The sequence below is a fragment of the Brachybacterium sp. AOP25-B2-12 genome (assembly GCF_052378625.1).
GTDB lineage: Bacteria > Actinomycetota > Actinomycetes > Actinomycetales > Dermabacteraceae > Brachybacterium.
Map to the genome: position 1 here is coordinate 1 of NZ_JBQSXW010000030.1, position 22,152 is coordinate 22,152.

The 22,152-nt window shown below is 66.7% G+C and carries 18 protein-coding genes; 10 read left to right on the top strand and 8 right to left on the bottom strand.

Features of this window, described 5'->3' with window-relative positions; all coding sequences use genetic code 11:
* Positions 1 to 306 precede the first annotated feature (306 nt).
* Positions 307 to 609, top strand: coding sequence for a hypothetical protein (locus tag ACT3TZ_RS14465; RefSeq protein WP_444584139.1), 303 nt, complete (start codon positions 307 to 309; stop codon positions 607 to 609).
* Positions 606 to 842, top strand: a complete 237-nt coding sequence (locus ACT3TZ_RS14470; RefSeq protein ID WP_444584140.1) for a hypothetical protein — start codon at positions 606 to 608, stop codon at positions 840 to 842. The genes ACT3TZ_RS14465 and ACT3TZ_RS14470 overlap by 4 nt, the downstream gene beginning before the upstream one ends.
* 287 nt (positions 843 to 1,129) lie before the next feature.
* Here ACT3TZ_RS14470 and ACT3TZ_RS14475 read toward each other — a convergent pair whose 3' ends face one another.
* Positions 1,130 to 1,924, bottom strand: a complete 795-nt coding sequence (locus ACT3TZ_RS14475) for a hypothetical protein (RefSeq protein WP_444584141.1) — start codon at positions 1,922 to 1,924, stop codon at positions 1,130 to 1,132.
* Between the two features lie 9 nt (positions 1,925 to 1,933).
* Positions 1,934 to 2,347, bottom strand: coding sequence for a hypothetical protein (locus ACT3TZ_RS14480; protein WP_444584142.1), 414 nt, complete (start codon positions 2,345 to 2,347; stop codon positions 1,934 to 1,936).
* Positions 2,348 to 2,574: 227 nt separating this feature from the next.
* Here ACT3TZ_RS14480 and ACT3TZ_RS14485 point away from each other — a divergent pair, with 227 nt between their 5' ends.
* Both ACT3TZ_RS14485 and ACT3TZ_RS14490 read left to right on the top strand, forming a co-directional pair.
* On the top strand, positions 2,575 to 3,447 hold the full coding sequence (locus ACT3TZ_RS14485; RefSeq protein ID WP_444584143.1) for a hypothetical protein: 873 nt from the start codon (positions 2,575 to 2,577) through the stop codon (positions 3,445 to 3,447).
* Entirely contained in the window at positions 3,444 to 3,632 is a 189-nt protein-coding gene (locus ACT3TZ_RS14490) for a hypothetical protein (protein WP_089066491.1), read from the top strand. The genes ACT3TZ_RS14485 and ACT3TZ_RS14490 overlap by 4 nt, the downstream gene beginning before the upstream one ends.
* Positions 3,633 to 3,683: 51 nt before the next feature.
* Here ACT3TZ_RS14490 and ACT3TZ_RS14495 read toward each other — a convergent pair whose 3' ends face one another.
* Entirely contained in the window at positions 3,684 to 6,257 is a 2,574-nt protein-coding gene (locus ACT3TZ_RS14495; protein WP_347435053.1) for a DEAD/DEAH box helicase, read from the bottom strand.
* Entirely contained in the window at positions 6,254 to 8,389 is a 2,136-nt protein-coding gene (locus ACT3TZ_RS14500) for a site-specific DNA-methyltransferase (RefSeq protein WP_444584144.1), read from the bottom strand. The genes ACT3TZ_RS14495 and ACT3TZ_RS14500 overlap by 4 nt, the downstream gene beginning before the upstream one ends.
* A gap of 278 nt (positions 8,390 to 8,667) precedes the next feature.
* On the opposite strand from ACT3TZ_RS14500, the gene ACT3TZ_RS14505 reads away from it, so the two are divergent.
* The 3 genes from ACT3TZ_RS14505 to ACT3TZ_RS14515 all read left to right on the top strand — a co-directional run bounded on the left by ACT3TZ_RS14505 (position 8,668) and on the right by ACT3TZ_RS14515 (position 10,099).
* Positions 8,668 to 9,138 (top strand): prepilin peptidase, encoded by a 471-nt coding sequence (locus tag ACT3TZ_RS14505; RefSeq protein ID WP_191460791.1) that lies wholly within the window; start codon positions 8,668 to 8,670, stop codon positions 9,136 to 9,138.
* A 150-nt stretch (positions 9,139 to 9,288) separates the two neighbouring features.
* On the top strand, positions 9,289 to 9,492 hold the full coding sequence (locus ACT3TZ_RS14510; protein ID WP_191460790.1) for a hypothetical protein: 204 nt from the start codon (positions 9,289 to 9,291) through the stop codon (positions 9,490 to 9,492).
* A 115-nt stretch (positions 9,493 to 9,607) separates the two neighbouring features.
* The gene (locus ACT3TZ_RS14515) at positions 9,608 to 10,099 is read left to right on the top strand and encodes a hypothetical protein (protein WP_444584145.1); all 492 of its coding nucleotides are present in this window, start codon (positions 9,608 to 9,610) and stop codon (positions 10,097 to 10,099) included.
* A gap of 27 nt (positions 10,100 to 10,126) precedes the next feature.
* On the opposite strand, the gene ACT3TZ_RS14520 is transcribed toward ACT3TZ_RS14515, so the two are convergent.
* Positions 10,127 to 10,867 carry a hypothetical protein gene (locus ACT3TZ_RS14520; protein WP_444584146.1) on the bottom strand — a complete coding sequence of 247 codons (741 nt, stop codon included), beginning with the start codon at positions 10,865 to 10,867 and terminating at the stop codon, positions 10,127 to 10,129.
* A 1,174-nt stretch (positions 10,868 to 12,041) separates the two neighbouring features.
* Here ACT3TZ_RS14520 and ACT3TZ_RS14525 point away from each other — a divergent pair.
* From ACT3TZ_RS14525 to ACT3TZ_RS14535, 3 genes are all read left to right on the top strand, one after another.
* Complete coding sequence (locus ACT3TZ_RS14525) at positions 12,042 to 12,260, top strand: hypothetical protein (protein ID WP_444584147.1); 219 nt, start codon at positions 12,042 to 12,044, stop codon at positions 12,258 to 12,260.
* Between the two features lie 128 nt (positions 12,261 to 12,388).
* Entirely contained in the window at positions 12,389 to 17,584 is a 5,196-nt protein-coding gene (locus ACT3TZ_RS14530) for a hypothetical protein (protein ID WP_444584148.1), read from the top strand.
* A 6-nt stretch (positions 17,585 to 17,590) separates the two neighbouring features.
* A complete protein-coding gene (locus tag ACT3TZ_RS14535; protein ID WP_444584149.1) occupies positions 17,591 to 18,136 on the top strand; it encodes a hypothetical protein in 546 nt (181 codons plus the stop codon).
* A gap of 89 nt (positions 18,137 to 18,225) precedes the next feature.
* On the opposite strand, the gene ACT3TZ_RS14540 is transcribed toward ACT3TZ_RS14535, so the two are convergent.
* From ACT3TZ_RS14540 to ACT3TZ_RS14550, 3 genes are all read right to left on the bottom strand, one after another.
* Complete coding sequence (locus tag ACT3TZ_RS14540; RefSeq protein ID WP_444584150.1) at positions 18,226 to 18,861, bottom strand: hypothetical protein; 636 nt, start codon at positions 18,859 to 18,861, stop codon at positions 18,226 to 18,228.
* A 785-nt stretch (positions 18,862 to 19,646) separates the two neighbouring features.
* Complete coding sequence (locus tag ACT3TZ_RS14545; protein WP_444584151.1) at positions 19,647 to 21,020, bottom strand: DnaJ domain-containing protein; 1,374 nt, start codon at positions 21,018 to 21,020, stop codon at positions 19,647 to 19,649.
* A 10-nt stretch (positions 21,021 to 21,030) separates the two neighbouring features.
* Complete coding sequence (locus ACT3TZ_RS14550) at positions 21,031 to 21,660, bottom strand: hypothetical protein (RefSeq protein WP_444584152.1); 630 nt, start codon at positions 21,658 to 21,660, stop codon at positions 21,031 to 21,033.
* Between the last annotated feature and the right edge of the window lie 492 nt (positions 21,661 to 22,152).

Sequence of the window (22,152 nt, forward strand, 5' to 3'; positions counted from 1 at the left end):
CAGAAACCATGGGGCCACACCCGAAGAGATGGTGCGGGCGTGATGCTGCGCTGCGCGGATGGTCGCGGCGGGTTCGCGGGGCTGGCTACGTGCGGCAGCGTCTCGCCCTTGACGCTCGGCGCGGAGGGGCGAGGATCGGCGAATTAGGGGTGCCGCCCGTACCGGAACTTCCTCCAGGAACGTGATCTACATCACACTGATTTTCAGTGACCTGCGAAAACGCCGTTTTCCTTGCACCGCGAACGAACTTCGCCGCCCGCCTTACCTAGTAGCCCCGCGAGACGGGGACCTACTGATGGAAGGCCGATGACGATGGCTGCTGAGACCACGATCCAGATCACGACCGAGGGGGCGCTGCGGCTGCTGCCGGGGGTGGATCCCCAGTCCGTTCGCCTGTGGGAGACCAGCCCGGACGGGAAGCGACGCCCGGGCGCGGCACAGGCCACCGACGCGAACGGGCTGCCGCTCTGGGACCTTCGAGTCCTCGCCACCACGGTCGTCTTTGACCGGGCCGAGCCCAGCTTCATCACGCTGCGGATCGCGTCGGCGACCTTGCCGGTCACCGACGACCTCGCCATGCTGCCGCTGCTGATCGGAGGTGCGGAGTGACCGCGGCGCAGTCTCACCATGACCTCTACCAGGCGCTTGAGGTGTACCAGGCTGCCCTCTACGCCCGGGGGTTGCGTGCTCTCTCGGCGAGCCCGGTTCCGCAGTATCGCCGCGTCGAGTTTTTCGAGGCTCTGGACGCGGTGATCGCCGCTCGCGCCGCCTTCGCTGAGCACTCGCACCAGCTGGAGCAGGTGCTCGGAAAGCTCGAGCAGCGGCATAGGGACGACTGCTGACCTGCCTGATAGGTCTTCACCCTGGGGGCGAGGACGAGAAGAATCGCAGGTCACGCCGTGAAACTAGGTATGAGGTTCGCGAGGGGCTGCGGGGCGTGACGCGACTGCGACGGCTGCGGTCGTGCGGGCATCCGGTCTGCACAGGGTGCTGACCGGCGAAGAGGCAAAGGCGATGGGGAAGGAGATCGCCCGCGCGGCCGGCCGACCGGAGGCCCAGAGCGCCGGCCCCCGACCCGGCCACATACAGCCGAGCGACGAGCCCTCCCGTGGCCCTCACCGCGATGAGCTCAGCGGCACCTGATCTTGCAGTAGGCCTGCACGGCGATCAGATCAGCGTCGTCCTCACGGATCTCCTCCTGGTGCGTCCTGGTCGCCGGCTCGGCAAGTCCGCTGTCAACGTTGCGCATCCAGTAGGCCCAGCAGATCCCGGTGCCCTGTGCGGGGTGCCCGTGCTTGGACAGGAACCTGATCCCCAACGGCAGGGTGCCGTCGTCGAGCGTGACCTCGTCGCGCAGCGTCGTGGCGATCGCGGTCGTCAGGACTCGATCGTCGCCGGTGAGGTGCGCGAGCGTCAGAGGCTCCTCCAGGAGCCCCTCGGACGTAGGCCACGCATGGGGCAGGAGATCCTCGAGGGCGGCGATCGTCTCGGTGGCCGTGATGTCGATCCACCAGCCGGCGGGGAAGGTGAGCGTGTAGAGCTTCCTGCCCTCGCGAAAGGCGCGCGGCAGCCAGCTGGCCCTCATGGCGCCAGCCTCGTCCCATTCGGCGACGATCTCGCGCCAGAGCGCATCGAGGTCCTGCCCCATGGCGTCGGCGATCGGCTGGAGCGCGCGGCGCTCGGCGTTGACGTCGGTGCGGTAGGAGGCCAGCAGCTCCATGTAGGCCGTGAGCCGGTCGGCGCACGCGTAGATCGTCCGGCCCGGGGTGTCGTACCGGCTCCAGGCCTGAGGGGTCTCCCCCGGTGGGCGAGGGACCGGGTTGAGAGGGCCGTAGGACTCGCGCGCGATGCGCAACGCGGAGTCCGGGCCCGCCACGAGGGCGAGCCCGGTCCGCGAGCAGGTCCGCTGATCGAGCGAGGTCATCGCCGCGGGTCAGCCGCTGAACGAGTCGTCGACCAGGGCCTGAGCGGCGGTGGCGACCTCCGGGAGGCGTCCTTCGCGGATCGCGTTCACCGGGGTGTCGTACCCCAGCCAGGGGTTCGCTCCGATGAACCACACCCGGGCGGTGTGCTCACCTTCGGCCTCGGAGACCTTCTGCCACTGCTCGTAGGCGAAGTAGAGGCGCTTGACGGTCTCCGGGCGCGGGTTGGGGCCGGTGGACTTCGCCCACTTGTGCGAGGTCTTCGTGTCCGAGGAGCCGGCGAGAGCCGAGACCAGCGTCCCTCCGAGAGAGGCGTTCAGACGCCGGGTAACCTCACGGACGTCGAGGGCGATCGCACGCCGATAGGCCGGGTTCTGGGTCGTTCGAGCATCGGCCGAGGTGGCGGAGGATGTCGTGGGAACCATGGGTGCCTCCCTTCCGAAGGTGTCACCCCATCATACCGTTTATTTCCCCGGCATAGCTACCGCTATGCCACCGTTATTACACCCGTGCATCCGTCTGGTGTGACAGCCCGGGCCGCCGCGCGCGACAAGTTGGTGCTGTGCGGTCACACGACCCCCGGGAACCCGCGGTAGAGGGATGTGGGTGTCGTCGCGGCGCCCACGTCCACCGTGACCCGAACGGAGATCCGATGTGCCAGTCCCAAGCCGAAGGGGGACGACGCTGCTACGCGCATCAACGCCAGCGCGTCGACAAGCTCGAGCAGCGGCTCGCCGAGTCCTCACCCGACACCGCCGAGCACGAGGAGATCACCTCGCGCCTGGAGACCGCCCGGGCCGATCTGATCCAGACCCGCACCGGGCTCCAGGAGCACATCACCGAGCGGACCGCCGCAGGCGGCTCCTACGACGCCGAGCAGCTCACCGCGAACATCAACCGCTACGTCGCCGATTCCCCCACCGGGAAGCCGCTCACGCTGCCCGGAGGATCGTTCCGCGTCGTGCGCGCACACACCTCGCATGGGCACACCGTTCTTGAGGTCACCGGGCCGACATCCGCACGGTCCTACAGCAGTGGGCTCGCGGAGCGGTACACCCAGGACGCCGCGGGGAAGCAGGTCACCAGGGCCACCCCCACCGAACTCCAACGCGACTTCCACACGATGCTCGTGCTGGCGGACGGCCGCGCCGGCGCGGCCGTCCGCCACAGTGGCGAGATCTCGGCGGTGTACTCCGACGGCAGCAGCCGCGGCGCGACGCGTGCCCTGCTGCCCATCGCAGCAGAGCGCGGCGGAACACACCTCGAGTGCTTCGACACGTTCCTGCCGAAGATCTACGCCCGAAGCGGCTTCGTCAAGGTCGCCTCGATCCCCTTCAACCGAGAATTCGCGCCCGACGGCTGGGACTATTCGGCCATGAGCAGGGTCGCCCCACCTCGCGGAGAACCCGATATCACCTTCATGGTGACGCAGGACCAATATGAGAAACTCGGCCGCCCCGAACCGAGATCGTTCCAGGACTACGATGAAGCCGACGAGTACACCAGAACAGGACACACGTCATGAGCGCTGCTGACCAGACCGCCACCTACCCCGACTTCGTGACCGACGCCGACCGGCACGCCTGGGATGAGCTCACCCCTGAGCGGAAGCAGCAGTACCTCGATGCCGTGGACTACGTCCGCGCGGAGTACCCCGACGAGGAGCTATCCGTCGCCCTCATCGGCACAGTCCTCTCCTTCGGAGGCTGACCACCCCACGATTGTCCGGCCCCGTGATCTTCGCCGTCCGCCGGCCAAGGATCAGCCCTCCAACGCTGCGCTTTTCAGCAGGTCCCACGACCCGCTCGATCCGGTCACGTCCGACTCGGTGACGAACAGGTACCGCCACGTGCCGTAGACATCCTGCGCATTCACGTGGCGGGCCCACGCCTCCGCAGTCTCCTTCTTGGCAATCACCTCGGGATCGCTGCGGCGCATGCTCCCGTCGTCCTTCCCCTCGATCAGCCAGCGCACGCCCGCAGCGTCGATCGCGATGAAGTCCGGGTAGTAGCGGCCACCATCCCACGGGATGTGGACCTCGCCCGTGGACGGCAGGCGCAGCCAGTGGGCGACATCGCTCGAGGAGGATTCGAGGATCGCGGCGATCTCCCACTCGGTGTTCTTCGCGTCGAACGAGGCGTACGGCATGATCGACCGTTTCCACCCGCCGAACAGGGCGCCCTTCACGTACGGGTCCGCGTCCACGCGCAGCGCCTTGGACACGAGCACGCCCACCGGCTCAACGGGCAGCACCACCTCAGTGATCCGGTGCGTGACTACCGGACGGGTCTTGACTGCCTCCTCCCGCACCAGCGCCTCGAGCCCTCCGGCTGCCTGACGGAAACGAGTGTCGTTCCACTCGCTCGTCTTCTCCCCTGCACCTGCCAGGAACGCATCGACGAGCGACGCGGTCGCGTTCCGTTCCGGACGGGTCCGCTGCACCATCGGCAGGCGCATGACCCGTTCGATCAGATCCTCCCGCACGGTGTCTATCTTCACCGCCTGCTGACGGGCCTGAGCTTCCTCCACGTCCCGGGTCGTGATCGTGACATCCTCGCCCTCACGAGCGGCGTCGACCTCGGTTCGGTGCAGTGGGATCACAGCGGTGTCCGTGAAGCGCCGCCCCTTCTCCCGGCCCCGCGCGTGGGGGATCTCCGCGACGGAGAACTGTCCCGCCTCGACAATCCGGTCGCGGCGCGGGAACACGATCTGCGGTGCGCCCTCCCGCCGGAACGTGGAGACAGGCCGCTCCGGCTCGGGCACGCCCTCAGGCCCGCCTCTATTCTCACGGACCAGGAATCCTTCCAGGCTGCCGAGTCCGTCCGCGCCCTCCGGTCGCGGGCCTATGCCCGCGCCAACGCCGGACGCTCCGGGGCTCCACCCGCCCAGCGCAGCGTCCGACCCACCAGGCGATGTTTCCGTCCCTGATGAGGGTCCCGGCAGATCCAGACCGACGTCCGGGCGAGCACCACCACGACGCGCATGTTCGCGCGCCGCATCAGCCTCTTCCTGCGTCGGTTCGCTCGACCGGGCACCACCGTCGTCGCCCACCTCAATCCGGACCGACGGGGTGAGCAGGCGCTGCTTCAGCACATCTTTCTGTGCCAGCAGGCTCTCCCACTTGTCGTGGGCAACAAGGTCCACCTGATCCACATCATCCCAGCCAGTCCGTCGCCCGTATGGCAGGCGGAGCCCGCGGCCCAAGATCTGCTCGGTCAGCGACTCGGAGGCCAGCTTCCGCATCGCCACGATCACCGAGATGTTCTTGACGTCCCAGCCTTCGCGTAGCTTGTTCACTGACACGATCGCGCGGATCGGGGAGGTCGGTGACTCGACGTCGTCGAGCATCGCCAGCGCCTCGTTCGAGGACTGCTCCGTGATGACGAGAACCTGCCCGCCGTCGCCGATGAACCCCTCCCCCGCGAGCAGGTCGCCGATCCGGTTCGCTTCAGCCACAGTCTGCGCGACGACGAACAGCACCGGACGCACCGGCGACTCCCCCGACGCGGCGGCGTAGTCCCGGTATGAGCGCTCCTTCCGCTCCAGCAGCGCGACCGCATCCCCTAGCTGCACCTCGTCTGAGCTGATCCCACCGCGGCGGTACACGATCACCGGGATCTTCACGTACCCGTCGGCGATCGCCTCCCCCAGCGTGTACTCGAACGCGATGCGGGGGATATCAGTGCGATCCGGGGTCGCGGTCAGGCCCACGAGCGCGAGTGGGCTGAGGTCGCGGACGGCGCCGGAGAACTTCGCCGCCTGCTCCCGATACACGTGGTGTTCATCCGCGATTACGATCAGGTCCCGCACCGATTCGAGGTGCTCGTAGAGTGCCTGCCCGAGCACCTCATCCGGAGTGCGGGTGCGCCTCGAGGTCTTTTCGGTAGGCTTCGTGAGCTGCTGGACGTTGAACACGAACACCTTCAACCGGTGCGGGTCCCGCAGCTGAGCCCCCGTCTGGGCGGTGCGGAAGTTGTCCGGTGTCACCACCACCGGCGTAATCTCCGCGCCACGCACGTGCTTCGCCGACGCCGTGTCGAAGTTCGCGATCGTCTTGCGCTGGATGGTCGAGTTCGGCGTGACGACCAGGACGTTGCGGACACCCTGCTGAGCCGCGTACTCGACCAGCGCAGCCATCAGGTAGGTCTTGCCGACGCCCGTGGCGAGGTCCGCCACGATCTCCGGGAACCCACCGGCGGTGACGAACCGTCGCTCCGGCTCCGCAACCTGGGCGACGACCTTGCGCAGCGCCGCCTCATTGGGCTTGCGAAGATCGAAGCGGGACGAGATCTGCTCGATCAGCTGGTCGTCGACAGTGATGTCGGTGCGGTTCATCGGATGACCGCTCCCTTCTGCAACAGTCCGGCCGGCGCGACACGGAGAGTGGAACCGGGGGCGAGCTCACGCAGCAGCGCCGCAGCATCCTCGAGCGCGGCCTTCGCGACGACCATCACGGTCTCACCCTCACCGAGATGAGCGTGCAGATCACGGATCACGGCCTCATCAGCGACCCCGTCGATCACCGCGAGCCGCTCCCTGCCCTTCACGCCCGCGAACACGGGATGCTCCGCCGTGCGCCGGTAGCCGAGCTGGCCGGCAATCGCCGCGGACCAGGCACCGTTAGTCGCCGCCTGCGACAGGTACACCTCAGTGCGCCCCTCCGGGCCGTCCTCGACGTCGTACATCGATGGGCCGAGCCGGGCAATGGTGAACCCGCCGCCGCCGGACCACCGGACCGTCTTCGCGTCCCGGGTCTTTGTCGCGGCCCGCAGCGGGGCCAGGACCTTCGTAGACACGTCGATGCTCGTCGCGGAGGTCTTGGCGAGCTTCGAGGAGAGGTGGGCGAGGGTCGCGAGTTCGTCGTCGGAGAGATCGGACTCGCCATTCTTCTTCGCCGCGCGGGCGAGGCGCGCGGTCTCGGCGGCCACATCGACCGCTAGCTCGACGCCGGCGGCAGCCTTCGTGAGCGCCGAGTTGAACGACTGCGCTTCTTCCGGTGTCATCCCGTCCGGGAGTTCCACCCCATCAGCTGCAACGCGCTCAGTGCGTGTCGAGACACCGCCGGCATCAGTTCCGTCGATCACCTTCGTCACGCGCGGCACGATGAACGTCTCGACCGTCTCCTCCAACAGCTCGACCGTCACCCAACGGCGACCCATCTTCTGCGAGACGGCCGCCGTTGTCCCCGATCCCCCGAAGCAGTCCAGCACCAGATCGTCCGGGTTCGAGCCGATGCGGATGATCCTTTCAAGGAGACGCTCCGGCTTTGGGGTCGAGAAGGGAATCTCCCCAGGGACGAGGCTCTTGATCTCCTTCTTTGCTGTGTCGTTGTGTCCGACCTCCTTCCACGTCCAAAGGTTCGTCGGGGTCCGACCCTCCTGCACATTCGACTGCCACGTCTTCCTGCGCAACCCTCGTGTCCCGCCGGGCCCAGTCAGATAGAACTCCGGCCAGGAGCCCGCTTCGTAACGCTCGCTTGCGATCCGATTCGCTTCCGCCAGCGGAACCGACAGCATCATCGCCTCGACACCAGGTAGAACCTCATCGGCCCGCACCCCACATCGCCGCGCGCGCTCCTCCGCATCATCGATATCTCGAAGCTCGTAGGGAGCCCATTGGGACATGATGCTCAGTAGTTCAGCTTTACCTCGGTTCCAGCATCTGCCAGGTGTCGGATACATCAGCTCCCCGGTGACCGGGCTCTGAATCGCGTACACCATTGGCTGGTTGGTCTTTGCCTTGGGCGCTGTCGCGTCGCCGTCGTACCACGCGACGGGGTCCCCGTCCTTCGTGCTGAACCTCTTGTTCGAGAACGCAAGCCGATCCAGACGATTCGGCGCCCATGCCTCAGAGGACTGGTAAACGAGGATCGTATCGGTGACCAGCGAGATACCCTTCGCATCGTTCCTGGGAGAGTAAGAGCGCTGCCATTGAACGTCCGCAATGAAGTTCTCTGCGCCGAACTCCTCGTCGAGCAGCGCCCGCATCCGGTGAACTTCTGAATCGTCGAGATGGACCCAGATCGAGGCGTCAGCGGACATGAGCGGCTTGATGTCGCGGATCCGGTCACGCATAAACGTCAGCCAGACGGAGTGCTCCATCTGGTCGCTGTAGTGGTCGAAGGTCTGGCCGGTGTTGAAAGGTGGGTCGATGTAAACCAACTTCACCTGGCCCTCGTACCGGTCCCGGTACTCGGGGATCATGCCGAGGGAACGCAGGGCGTCACCTGAGTCGCCGACGATCAGGAGGTTGGCGTCAGCACCCGCCGCGACCATGTGTCCGTCCGCGTCACGGACCGTTTCAGCCTCCCCGACTGTGTCAATCTCCTCGAGGGCACGGACCTCGGTGACTCGGGGGTCGGTCGGCTCGACCCACGCGTAGTCGTACTTCCCGTCCTCGTACGGAATGAGCGCGAGATCCTTGCCCATCCAGGTGAGCTCGAGCCGGCCGTGCGGCTTCTTCGGCACTGCGGCCTCCCTCTCCGCCCGAGCGGATCGACGTCCCTTCTATTGTCCAGTACCAATCGGTCCACGGCAGACATGCTCTTGTCTCACTGCACGGCGACTCGAACGATCCGGATTACGCCATCCCGGACACCGACGAGGAGTGCGATCCATCAGACATCAGGAAGAGTGTCCTCAACGGTCACACAGACACACCCTTGCCGCGGTAACAGGGTGACCGCCCATCGGATGAAGGACGCGACTATGCCCAGCCCCCGCAGCCTCGAGGAGAGGTAGCGCCGATGTACCTCCTCACGCCCCAACTCTGGCCGGCCTTCGCACTCTTCCTCCTGCTAGCGCTGCCGATGGTCGTCACCGACGCACGCGAGTCCCGTCTGCCTCTGCCGCTGAATCTCGGCCTGTTCGGCGCCGGCGCTGTCGCACTCCCGATCACCGCGGTCTGGGTTGGCTTCGATCATCTGATCTGGGCGGCCGTCTCCTGCGCGATCGCCACCGTCTTGATGGTGGTCCTGTTCGTCATCTCGCGCGGCGGCCTCGGCTTTGGCGACGTCATCCTCGTCGCCGCCCTCGCCCTCTACAGCGGCTTCGTCTCCCCGCTGATGATGCTCGCTGGCATCTGGCTGGGCTGCATCGGCACTCTGGGATGGATCCTCGTTCGGCGTCGACGAGGCATCCGCGGCCACATCCCCTTCGGTCCCGGCCTGATCCTGGGAACCCTGCTCGTCCTCGTTGCCCCTGTGGGCACTACCTGACCTACGAACCTACGAGCTTACGAACCTACGAGGTTCGCGGATCGTGAGCAGACGCGCTCTGACCAGCCTGTTCGCAGGATCATCCCCAACTGTTGTCAACGGGAACAGTTGCTGTTACGCTGTTCCCGTTGACAACAATATAGAGAGGAGGTGATCCCGATCGACAAGGATCTGAAGAAGCTCCGCAAGACCCTGCTGGCACAGGGGGCGCGGATCGACGAGAAGAAGTCCGGATGGATGATCTACCCGCCCGACAAGGAACGGGCCCCAGTGATGATCCACCTGACGAACTCCGACTGGCGCTCCATCAAGAACGCCAGGGCGATGCTCCGAAGGAGCGGCTTCGACGTCTAGGACGGCGAGGGGGTCGGGCGGCAACCCGACCCCCTCAGCCTAGAACGGATCCTCAGACCTCGCCACACCCCTCTCACAACCCCATGACCAGCAACAACACGACAAGGAGACCATCATGTCCACCACCTGGCATGCCCGCCTGGACTGGGCGGGCGACCACACCACCCCCGATGACCTGGCTGCTCTGCTCGACCAGCTGTCCGAGCACGGCCCTGCCGGCTCGATCAACAGCGACGGCCTGGCCGGATCGGTCATGATCGCGCTCGAGGCCGACTCCCTCGACGCCGCGATCACAACCGGGCTCACCCTCGGCCGCGCGGCCGCCGCACAGGCCCTCCCCGCGGTTGAGATCACCGGGATCGAGGTGACCGACTCCGACGCGCTCGACCGTGAGCTCGCACAGCCGGTCTTCCCCGCGGTCGTCGGCTACGCCGAGATCGCCGAGCTCGCCGGCGTCTCCCGGCAGCGCGCCCGGGCGTTCTCCAAGATCGCAGGCTTCCCGGCCCCGGTCATCGAGACCGCCCAGGGGCCCCTCATGGCGCGTACCGCCGTCGAGCACTGGCTGGCGACCCGCAACACCCGCCCCGGGCGCCGTAGCGCCGCCTGAGGCCTACAGAGCCGCCCTCGCGCCCCATCACGGGGCCAGAGGGCGGCTCTTCGCCTTCGGGCCGCCGTACAGTCGTCGAGGGCCAGTCGGCGCACCCTCGATGTCGACCACTCCCCCGACGTCTCCCTGACGGATCCGCTGGCGCAGGTCCCTCCGCGCGTCATGCAACCTCTCCAGCCGACGTCGGACCCTGCTGTCTGACCACCCCAGCGCCCTCGACATCTGCCGACGAGGGCACCCCTGTTCCTCGAGCTCGAGCAGCAGCTCGTCCCGCAACGACACCGCAATCCCTCGGGCGAGCTCCAGGGACTCCCACAGGCCCCAAACCTCCTCGGCACGGATCAGGGGGTTGTCGGGGCACTCGTCCATCACGCGCGCGACGCGCTGCACAGCTGGGCTGTTGCCAAGCACCGGCTTGCCATCGCGGTCCAGACGCCTGATCCACTCCGTTGACTCGCGCAGCGCCTCGGCTGCCCCCGCAGCCCCGCCCTCGCGAGCCGCTGCACGCACCTGTTCGGCGTGGGTGTCCCAGGCCACGCGCTGGGATCGACGGATGTCAGCCTCGGTGTGTGCTACCCACTCCAGATCCCCCAAGGTGGTCGCCTCGTGGATCCCCCCATGCTCCTCGTAGAGCTCTTCGACGACCACTCGAGTCGATGCATGCCGTCGACCCGACGTCGCATCGTGGTCACCCTTCCACCGCTCGAGCTCGCTCCCCCACCGCGAGAACAGCGGTGACGGCTCCCGGGGCCAGGATCCTGACGGCATGCACACATGATGCCCGTCTTCCCCACGCTCGTCCCAGATCCCACGCAGCCTCTCGTAGGTTCGTAGTCCGTAGATTCGCACCCTCGTACCCTCGTAGGTTCGTAATTCGTAGATTCGTAATTCGTACCCTCGTAGGTTCGTAATTCGTAGGTTCGTAATCCGTAGGCCCGTAGGTTCGTGGGCTCGTACTCTCGTACGTTCGTGGGCTCGTACCCCCGGAACCTCCACAGCACGGCGACGGCCACGCGAATCGCCCATGGCGAGGGAGACGCTCAACTCTCAGACGCGGCCGCTCGCCGACCTCTGCGTCAGAGAGCCGATGGGGGGCTTCCCGGTCTCGAGGCCGAGAAGCGCCGCAACGTCGCCCAGGCGGCGGCGAGCTCGTCCGTTCGGCCCGCGATCACCTGGGTGACGTCTTGGACAGCAAGCCAGCAGAGCTCCGTGGAGAGGGGGCTCGATGGATCTCTGAGCCAGATCACGAGCACCTGGGTTCGAGTCCAGCGATTTGCTCGCGCCGGCTGCCAGACCTCGGTCCCATCGCTGTAGACCAGCCGAGCGATCACGGGGATGTCTCCCATCGGACGGGCACCCGGTGTACCGACCGCGGGGAGCCGGTTGGTGATGTCGCGAGACAGGGGGAGGGGGGCGCGCACACCTCAACGTCTCACCTTCGTCCGACACGCCGAGCCGCAAGCCCGGTCGGCGGGTTGCTCATACCCCATGCAATCCGACCGTGCGACTCCCCAGATCCGACCGTGCGACTCCCCAGATCCGGGGTGTGCGTCTCCGGAGACGCACACCCGAATCAGGGGGGACGACGCGTCTTTAGCGGTGCTCGCACACCTCCAGAGGGGGTGCTCGCACCCCGCTCGCACACCCCAGTGCGAGCACTTTTTCCGGTCCCACCTGCGCGTTCATGGCTGCTCGCACTGCTCGCACACTTTTGCGCCCCGTAGGGGTCGGGTATGTGCGCGCTACGCGCGCGCGCGAGGGACACCAACCTACGAACTTACGAATCCACCCATGCCTGTCACAGCGCACCCCCCGGCGCGCGGTACCGGGGCATGAAGAGTCACGCCTCGACCGGTCTCGCCGACACGCCGGCCCTGAAGCTGTGCCAGCAGCCGAACTACACCCGTGTAGTTTGGTGCCAGCTTCATTCCAAGGAGGAGTCATGCCATACCCAGGCAAGGGCGATCGCGAGCGTCTCGTCACTCGCGCACCGTCTGATCTTGCCCGCGTCGTCACCGAGCGGGCTGCCCACGAAGGCGTCTCGGTCTCGACGTACGTCACGACCGTGCTCGCTCGCGCCCACTCCTTCGATCTGCCGGACTATGTCGAGCGCGAGCAGGCTCGCACCCACGACAGAGGTGACCAGCGCATGTCTGCCTAAAACAGAGGAAGCCCCCCACCTGCAAGTGGGGGGCTTCCGAAGCCTGAGTCCTCCGAGGTTGGCGCCGGAAGAGGACCTGTAATGAGGGGTTCCAAGCGGAACCTGAATCACTTTCACGAGGATACTCGATGACCCTGCTCATGCAAGGAACTGCGGGCGACGACACGCCGCGGCACCAGGCGTCACTGCACCGTGTGCGCGATGCTCTCGCCCAGCGTGGGGACCCGATGAAGGGCACCCACGCGGACTTCAAGGCGCGCTGCCCGATCCACGACGACCACGAAGCATCTCTGCACGTCACGTACGTGCCCGGGGACGATGGACGAGTTCTCCTGCGGTGCTTCGGATGCCAGGCCGATGTGCGTGACCTCGCGGCCGGTCTCGGCCTTGAGCTCACCGACCTCTTCGATCGCCCGCTGCCCCCTCGCGAGGAGCGCGTCGGCCGATCCACCACCCGTCGTCGTACCGGCAAGCGCTGGGGGAGAATCGGGCCCCTTCCGGCACTGATCGCCGCACCCGAGCGTCCCCCCGTGGAAGACCTCGACTTCCAGCCGGTGGAGGCCTACGACTACGCCCGCCCCGACGGCGAGGTCATCCAGCAGGTCGTCCGCAAGGAGGCCGTGAACAGCGCCGGTGAGCACAAGAAGACCTTCACGCAGGCCTACTTCACCCCCAAGGGCAGGGTCACCAAGAAGCCCGAGGGGTTCGAGCCCACCTGGTACCGAGCCCCCGAGCTCGTCGACGCGTTGACCGATGACGAGACCGTCTGGATCCTCGAGGGCGAGAAGGACGTGCACACCGCCGAGCAGCGCCTCGGCGTCGTGGCCGCCACCAACGCCGGCGGCGCCGGGTCGCTGTCAGAGCAGATGCTCGACCTGCTCGAGGGCGGCACAATCCGGATCGTCCTGGACCGCGACGGCGCTGGATACAGCCGGGGCGTGCAGCTGCTCGAGTCCCTGTCGGACCGCGCTGACGTCCGGGCCTACCTCCCGCGGACTCCCGGCGCGAAGACGGACCTGACCGACCACGTCGATGATGGCGGGACGCTCGCCGATCTCATCGAGGTGTCCCTGCCCGAGCTGGCCGCATGGGCGGCAGCGTCGCATCTGGATGCTCAGCTGGATCGGATCATCGAAGCCGAGCGTGAAGCCCGCGCACACCTCGAGATCGCTGCGGAGCGGGAGGAGCACGCCCCCAAGGCCGCCGAGACCCACCGCAAGCGCGCCACGCGATGGACCATCGAGACCGAGGTCCGCCTCGAGCGCCTCACCGAGACCCTGACAACCGTCGAGCGGTGCGCAGCGGCCGCCAAGACGCCGTGGGCAGACGATGCAGCTCGAGCAGCGCGGACGGCACACGCACGGGGGATCCAGCTGGCCCGCACCCTCCACGAGGACACCGGTCGGGACATCCCGCCCGCACTCCAGGCCCCCAGCGAGGTGCCCGCGCCCGCACCCGCGGCGGCCCCGACACCGTCAGTGCACGACGCGCCGTCACCGTCGAACCTGGCACCCGCGCCTCGTCTCGTCGAGCCCGCGTCTGCCCCGCGCACGGAGCGACCGGGGGAGTACCTCGACATCGAGATCTCCGCACCCAAGTACGTGCTGATCAACGGGCAGATCTGCAAGGAGGAGTGGAAGCCGTCCAAGGGCGATGAGGGCTACACCCGCACGCTCAAGCGGATCCTGGACCTCGACGCGAGGATCGTCGCCAGGGATGCCAACGAGCTCCTGGACGAGGCCGACTTCGTCGACCAGGTCAAGATCAATGAGATCACCCAGGCATCCCTCGACGGACTCCAGGAGACCCGGACCAGCACCGGCGAGCTCAAGCAGTACCTCGTCGCGTACACCCATCCGCTGTCCGGCGAGCAGATCATCACCAAGGTCGCCGCCGACGACTTCGCATCCAGCAAGTGGCTCGAGCGCCTCGACTTCGCCGTCGACTACGCCGCGACCAACAACGGCCGTGCCGAGGTCGCTCGCGCCATAACCCAGGTGTCCGTGGGCTACAAGGCCCGCACGATGTACCGGGGGACTGGCTGGCGCCGCCGCACCGCACAGGACGGCACCACCTCGTGGGCCTACGTCCACGCGGGAGGGATCATCACCAAGGACGGCAACGAACACGCCCCCGTCGCCCTGGACGCCCCTCTGAACCGCGTCCTGCTGCCGCCGCCCACCACCAACGCCGACGACATCCGCGAGGCCTTCACCGCGATCGAGACGATGGTCGACCAGGTCCCCTCCCGCGTCGTGATCCCCCTGTTGGGCTTCATGATGCGATCCGTGATCGGTCACAACCCGATGATCACGATCCTCGTGGGCGTCCCTGGAACGTTGAAGTCCTCGCTGTCTGCCTGGGCCATGAGTTTCTTCGGGGAGACCTGGCACTACAAGAACCCCTGCACCAGCCTCGCCGGCAACGGCGACACCACGAACGCCACCCGGATTGGCACCTCCCGGATGAAGGACTGCGTGTGGTGGGCTGACGATGCCGCACCCGACAAGGGCGTCGGCTACGCCCAGCGCGCGCTCAAGGAGAACGCCCGCCTGCTGTCCGAGCGCACCGGCCGCGCCCGCTCCAGCCGCGACGGCAGCGATGTCACCCCCGGCGTCCGCCCCAACGCGTCGGGCCTGTTCACCTCCGAGTTCGCCCCCGAGGCCGGCTCCGGACAGCAGCGCACCTTCCCCCTCCCGCTGCGCGCCGGAGACATCTCCGTCGACCTCATGAAGGAACAGTCGACCGGCACCCCCCGCTTCCAGCGGACCCTGCTGATGAGCAGCTTCATCCACTGGCTGGCCAAGAACGACCCCCAGCTCATCCGTGAGCGGTCCGACCTCGACTCCGCCGCGGAGCTGCACCGCCTCAAGCAGCACTACCTCACCCGCGGGAACCCCGACGAGCGTCCCGGCGCCGCGATCACCCAGATGTGGGCCGGGTTCAAGCTCTTCCTGGAGTTCCTCCTCGACGTCGGCGCCCTCGACGACGCCGAGGCCCAGCACTGGATGGAGAAGCTCGACGAGTCGCTGTTCGAGGCCTGGCAGGCCACCGTGGACCCCGACATCCCCACCTCCACCGGCGGCCGCGTCCGCGAGATGCTCCAGCACGCACTCCTCAGCGGGATCGGCTACGTCGGCGACGTCGGCGACGGAGGCGCACCGGTCTTCCCGCTCGCCGCACGCCTGGGCTGGCGGCGACTGGGCGGTGTGACCTCCGACCGGGTCGAGGCACGCGGGACCCTGCTGGGATGGATCAACCCCGATGGCGACAGCGGACCTGAGCTGTACGTCATGCCCACCGCGATGACCCAGGTGCTGTCGCAGACGCGATCGGCCCTGGACATCACCATCGACCTCGACGAGGCGACCGCCAAGCGCGCCCTGTACGACGAGGGGATCCTCGAGACGGACGCACCTCGAGCTAACGGCTCGATTGTGATGACCAAGACCCGCAAGATCTCGGCAATCGGTTCGCGGCAACGCGTCCTGGTGATCCCTCTGGCCAAGCTGTTCCCCGAGGACGACGAGGGCGGCGATCCCCGCCTCCTCGGCAAGACAGCCCCGACCGGCCCGACACCCCTCCGGCGCGGATCAACGCCCGCCAGCCCCTCGCCGGCGCCCTCCCAGCAGCCCGCGGCCGCCCGGACGACCACCCACGGCGCCGTGGCACTGGCACCCCAGCCAGAGGCCACTCCTGCCGTCCAGCCGCGGCAGGCGGCTCCTGCTGCCCAGACCGTCGCCCCGGAGCCGACAGCGCCGCCCCAGCGGCTCCATGTCGTCCAGTCCGAGGCCGCTCCCGCTCGTCTGGTGGGTCCCGCCGCGGTCCTGGACGTCGACGCGATCTACACCCCCGACGGCAAGCGCCACGCCTGGCCCGAACTGACCCACGTCGGACAGCTCGCCGAGCTCGTCCCGGCGCTGCGGATCGGACATGACAACGATGGTCTGCGCGAGACCGGCCAGCTGTGGATCACCCACGCCGCGGCCCTCAAGCTCGGCCTGCCCGTCGACCAGCTCGGCGATGATCCCTCCGAGATCCGCTCGAACCTGACGAAGCTGACCGGCGGCCACGAGCTGATCACCCGCGCGCAGCGCGCCGGGTACCGCGTCGGCGGCAAGGGCACATCGCTGAGCAACTGGACGCGCGTCTTCCGTGAGGACGACAAGTCCCCTCTGGCCATGCTCGTCATCATGAGCGCCCTCGCCGAGGACTACCCGATGATCGGCGACAACCCCGCGCCCGGAGAGCTCGCCGAGCGGATCCGCGACGCCGCCAACGCCATCGGGATCCCGACGTACATGCACCCCGGGCAGACCGGGATCGACCTCGCGGTCAAGCTGCGCCGCAAGGGCATGGACGTGACCACAGCCAGCGGCGAGAAGCGGCACCTCAAGGTCTCCGAGCTGTTCGCTCCGCACGACCCCGTCCCGCCGGCCGAGGCTTCCAACACCGAGCGAGATCTCGACTGGTCCCGTGTCCCCAGCGAGCAGGAGGCCGCGAAGCGCTACCTCCACGCCTTCGACCGCGGCGGTTCCTACATGGCCGGCGCCGCGTCGCTCGAGCTGGGCCTGGGCACCCCCGTCCACCGTCCCGACGGCGGCTACTTCGACAAGACCCTGCCCGGCTACTGGCTGATCACCGTCCCTGAAAATGGCGACTGGCGGATGCCCAACCCGCTGGCCCCCGGCGGCACCAAGGCCCCCGATCACCCCGTGTGGGTCACCACTCCCACCCTCGATCTCGCCCAGGCCGACGGGTATGACCCCGAGATCCACGAGGCCTACGTGTGGCCCGAGCACGGCCGGGTCCTCCAGCCGTTCTACGAGCAGATCCGCACCGGACGCACCAACCTCCTCGACAAGCTCGCCCGACTCGCCGACCCCGTCGAGGAAGCCGAGCGCCTGGAGTACCTCAACACCGAGCACGCCCTGGACGCCCTCAAGGCCGTCTACACCCGCATGATCGGCATGATGGGCTCCACCTCGTGGATGAAGGGCAAGCAGGGCTTCGCCCCGGACTGGCGCCACCTGATCATCGCCCGGTCCCGCGCGAACATCCTGCGGACCGTCGCCAAGAACGGCACCGACAGCGGGCAGTGGCCCATCGCGATCGGCACCGACACGATCTGCTACCTCTCGGACAACCCCGACCCGATCGCCTCGTGGCCCGGGGACCCCCGCAAGCTCGGCCGCGGGTTCGGCCAGTACAAGCACGAGGGATCCGCACTCCTGACCGACCACATCGGGTTCCTCACCGGACACGACTGGCGCGGCAAGGCGTTGCTGATCGACCCCGCCGACTGGAACCCCACGAAGGAGTGATGAGCGATGCCCAACGTCAACATCTTCAAGGGCCTCACCGGCCGGGCCGGCTCACCCACCGGCAGTGTCCGCGACATGCTCACGTCCGCCTTCGGCACCAACGCCAGGGGAGGCCCCAACACCCGCGCAGCCGCCAAAGAGCTCGGCGTCAGCCAGCGCACCGTCCAGCGGTGGATCGCCGGCGAAGACCGCAAGCAGCGCAATGCCCCCCGCGCCGACCACCTCTCCAACCTCCGCACCAAGGCCCGGCAGTCCACGACCACCAAGAAGGGCCGCAAGGCCGCCCTGGACCAGTCCCGCTCACGGTTCGCCTCCCGCAAATCCGCCAAGCTCACCACCCACGGCCTCCAGGGACCCGAGGGCGGCGGGAAGGGCTACTCCCGCATGCGGACCGTCAGCCTCGAGCTCAGCGGCACCGACATCGACGCGATGTTCGACGCCTACGAGAAGGGCGGCGACAAAGCCGTCACCCAGTGGCTCGAGCAGCACCACTCCGCGAACTACGTCCCCGGCTGGACGTTCGAGAACATCGGCCACATAAAACTCGACTGAGAATGCATGGATGAACGGCTCCTGTGCTCCTGCGGCTAAAGATCAGTTGGCCCGTAGATTGCCTCAGCCGCTTGCACATCTCCCTAGCGCTATTTTATTTCGTCGGCGCCCAATGTGTCGGCATCATCTCTTCGTCTGGGACGGACATTCTTTATGTTTGCCATTATGTCCCGCACTTCTCTGAGTGTCTCCGTCCCTTCCTTGAGGGCCTGTGTTATTTCTTTAACCACCTCGTCCTCAACGTTTTTCTTTTCTTCCTCTTCGTTTTCGCGCGCCCACCGAATCGGAACCTCAAGCAGTAGAGCGCTCGCCAAGAACAAGAGCAGGAAGACGGAGCCAGCCGCACCGAAAGCCGTTTCCGCTTCCTCATTCGCCGCAATAGTGAAGATGATGAACACGCCTGCCGCACCTCCCGCGGCCAAAACTTTCTGTTCAGCTTTCCAGGAATCAGAATCCGCTTGAACCCTTAGATTCAGCGCTATCACCATTATGATTAATGTAACAGACGCGGCGATTCCACAGAGAATGCGACTAACTGTATCGGCCGCTACATGAACCTCCTCTTCTTTTATCACCTTTAGACCAAACACGATCGCGATCATGTAACCAGACATTAAAGCGTTGACGAAGTAGACCAAGTCTACGCCTGCGCGAAACGTTCTGGTAACGTTGGGCATTTCCTTGTATTGCTTGCAGATCTCTTGCCCAATAGCTTTAATCTTCACGGTTCCTCCGTCAATCGATCCGAACACTCAAAGTTCTCGCCCAATGATTTCATTCTCTCGCGCTCCCCTTTTCGATAAACATCTAACCTGTCGCCAGTGGCAAGACCAGTGAAGCCCCGCTCGAATTAGCTGCCACTCCGCCAACGCGAAAGTCGCCGCCGCCAACCATCCCTGCGAGCCCCGCACCGCGCCGGCGCCTCGGTATCCAAGCAATTTGGCCCTAGGGCTTCCTTGACGGCTTCACAAAGCACTCGCTGGCTTTCAACCTGCCGCTCCCGGTCCTCCCGGCCCTTACTCCACCGGACCACAGGCTCCAGAAGAACACCGCCACCCGCGAACAACAGCAGGAAGATCGAGCCAACAAAACCTTCCTGCGCATCCCTCGTCAACTGAGTCCAACCCGAGAACATTAAAAGAGCCCCAACGGCCCCGCTCCAGAGCGCGATCTTCTGCGTGGACGCAAACCCATCTGCTGTATTAGCCCTCCACTGATGGAGGGCGGTGACACTAATAATGACGGCCGGGACTAGCGCTGTTGCCGCAGCGCCCCGCGTGACCCCAGATGGTGCGATAGCGTTCGCGTCCCAGAAGCGCTCCGGAACCAGAAAGCTGAACGGAAGTGCCACAGAGAGCACCCCACCGAAAAAGAGGCATAATGCGGCAACCACCTTGAATGCCCGGATACTGCGGGGCATAGCGCCGCTCGAGTGGACGGAGCCACCCCCCTCACCCCTCACGGGCCTGACCTCTCGCTGAACGCTCATCGACTTCGATCCTCTCGTCAGCTATCGCGCCTTGATCTGGCAGACCATTTCCGAGAGCACCTTGCGGTCCACGGTCTTTCCGGCCTCATCGGCAGTGAACCATAGGCCGAGTTGTTCGATCAGTTCAGAGGCGGTCACGAGCTGCACTCCCTCGGCATCGTCGTTGAGGAGATGCAGCTGCGGCGTGGTGCTCTTCGGGTGGACCACTACGAATCCGCGAATCTCTACGTCCCGGTGCCTACGCCCTAGCTTCGTGCGGAACGAGGAGACCGCTGTGGTCATGTGGGATGGGAAGTAGGTCCACCCGTCTCGTCCCTGCACGCGGATCGCATCCTGGCCGGCGACCGTGGCGTAGGTCGCCGGCTTCCAGGCCTTGGAGTCCACCAGAGCGATCCGAGATCCGCAGATGATCGCGTGATCCACGTCCGCGCTATCGCTGCCAGGGAACGCGAGACCGTTGACGAGCCGCACCCCAGGGATCGATCCGAGGAAGTAGCCGATCTCAGCAGCGGTAAGGCGCTCTCCCTCGATCCCGTCGATCGTGTTGTCCAGTCCGAAAGCATGCTCGGCACCTGCGAGGCCTCCTCCGGGCTCACCCCAGGAGAAGAACTGGGCGATGTCTTTTTGCGAGACGAGTTGCCGCTCGCGGACTCTGATCGCGTAGACGGACCACCACATCACGCCGATCATCACCAGTGACCCCACGAGGCCGGCGATCGAGAGGCCCCAGTTCCTGGCTTCCAGGACGGCATCAAGGACGCTCACGACCGCAGCTAGTGCCGCCAGGACGCCGATCACCAGCGTCAGCCAGCGAGGGAACCTCCGGAAGACCCAGATGAGCGCGACCCCGAACACGCCGAGCCCCAGCAGGAACAGGACGAAGGGGTTCACTGCGATGAGCGCGAAGGCGCCGAGGGCCGCGATCCCTACGATCGTGGCGATCTGCCACCGGCGCAGCCCCGGCCGGGCGATCGTGACACTGGAGCGTTCCACGCCGTCGAACGCCTCGATCCAGGGCATCTTGCCCAGGTTGTGCCCCTCGCGCGGCAGAGGGCCCCTGTACTGGCTCTCAGGCACCTGTTCCCCAGCAACCCAGTCACGCCGTGGCGCCGACTCCTCCCGGTGCTCTCGAGCGCCCGAGGGTCGCGAGGGTGGCGGTTCGGCGGGCTCCGAGAAAGCTCCGTCCATCGATCGGTCGTACTCGCGCCTCCGCGCGGGATCCGCTAGCACCTCGTGGGCGTGCTGGACCATGAGGTACAGGCCGTTCATGCCGGCGCCAACAACGTCCGGATGGGTCTTGCGAGCCTGCTTCCGGTACCCGGCCTTGATCTCGGCAGCCGAGGCCCCAGGGCTGATCCCTAGCACCTCGTACAGGTTCGGTCCGGTCGTTGCCATCACCTTCTCCTCACGCTCTACCCCGGCCACGCCCGCTGCGCGCCGCGTCCTCGTGCAGAACCTCCAACGGGCGCACCTTCGCGCCACTGATCCAGCGCTCGGCACCACCAGGGAGCCCAGGCAGCCTCACCCTCCACGGCGAGACCTCCCGCAACACGGCCGCCTTCACCAGCTGAGCCTCGAACCTATTGGCCACGATGAGCGATCGCACGTTCTCGGCCCCCGGCTCCGCGCGATCTCGGCGGGTTCCCACACGGGTCAGCCGCACTGCCGAGCTGCCCTCGGGGCGGTCCTCGACCCACACACGATGCTCAACCAACCACTGCTGCTCACGCCACGGGGCCAGCGGCACGCGCCCGGCCCTCAGGCGCGCCAGCGCCTTGTGTGCATTGCTCTCCTGGAAGGCCTCCCGCTCGGCATCGGCCGGCGTCACCGCAACCTCCCGCAGCAGCTCCTCGAGGCGCCCCTGGGGGATAGCAGCCGGCGCCCCCTTCCAGCTGCCGCGGCGCCGCAACCATCGGCGCACGGTTGAGGGATGGACCCCCATGCCGGCCGCGAGGTCACGCCGAGTCCGCGCCAGGACGTCCCTTCGCAGGCACACCAGGCGCAGCAGGGCCTCGACTCTCGCTGGAGTCCACACAGGACGAGCTCCTGGAGCCGCACCAGCCCGGTCGGCAGCAACACCGTGGCCGCTGCCACCATCGGAGCTCCTGACGGCCTCCCACGCCGCGAGGCGGTCCGCGGTGAGCCCCCAGCTACGCCCCACCTGGGTCACGGGAGGGAAGGCCGGGTCCTGGCTCTTCCACCACCGGACCGTCTCAGCCTTCACCCCGAGATGATCGGCGATCTCTTGCACGGAGTAGACCTTCACAGCGCCCTCGTTTCCGGGTAACAGTTACGTCAATACTACGGGCGAGAGCACTCGATTTCTAGCGAATCCCGAACATACGAGCATACGGAAATACGAGGGTACGAAACTACGAATCACCCACACGGCGCAGCCAGCCTCGAGGCACCAACCAGAGGCGCGGTCCACCCATCAGTGCAGGCCGTGGCCTATTCAGCGAGCCGCACTCGGGGAGTTGTTTTTGCTCCAGCTACGGCCGGCGTAGCCGGCCGATCGGCCGCGAAT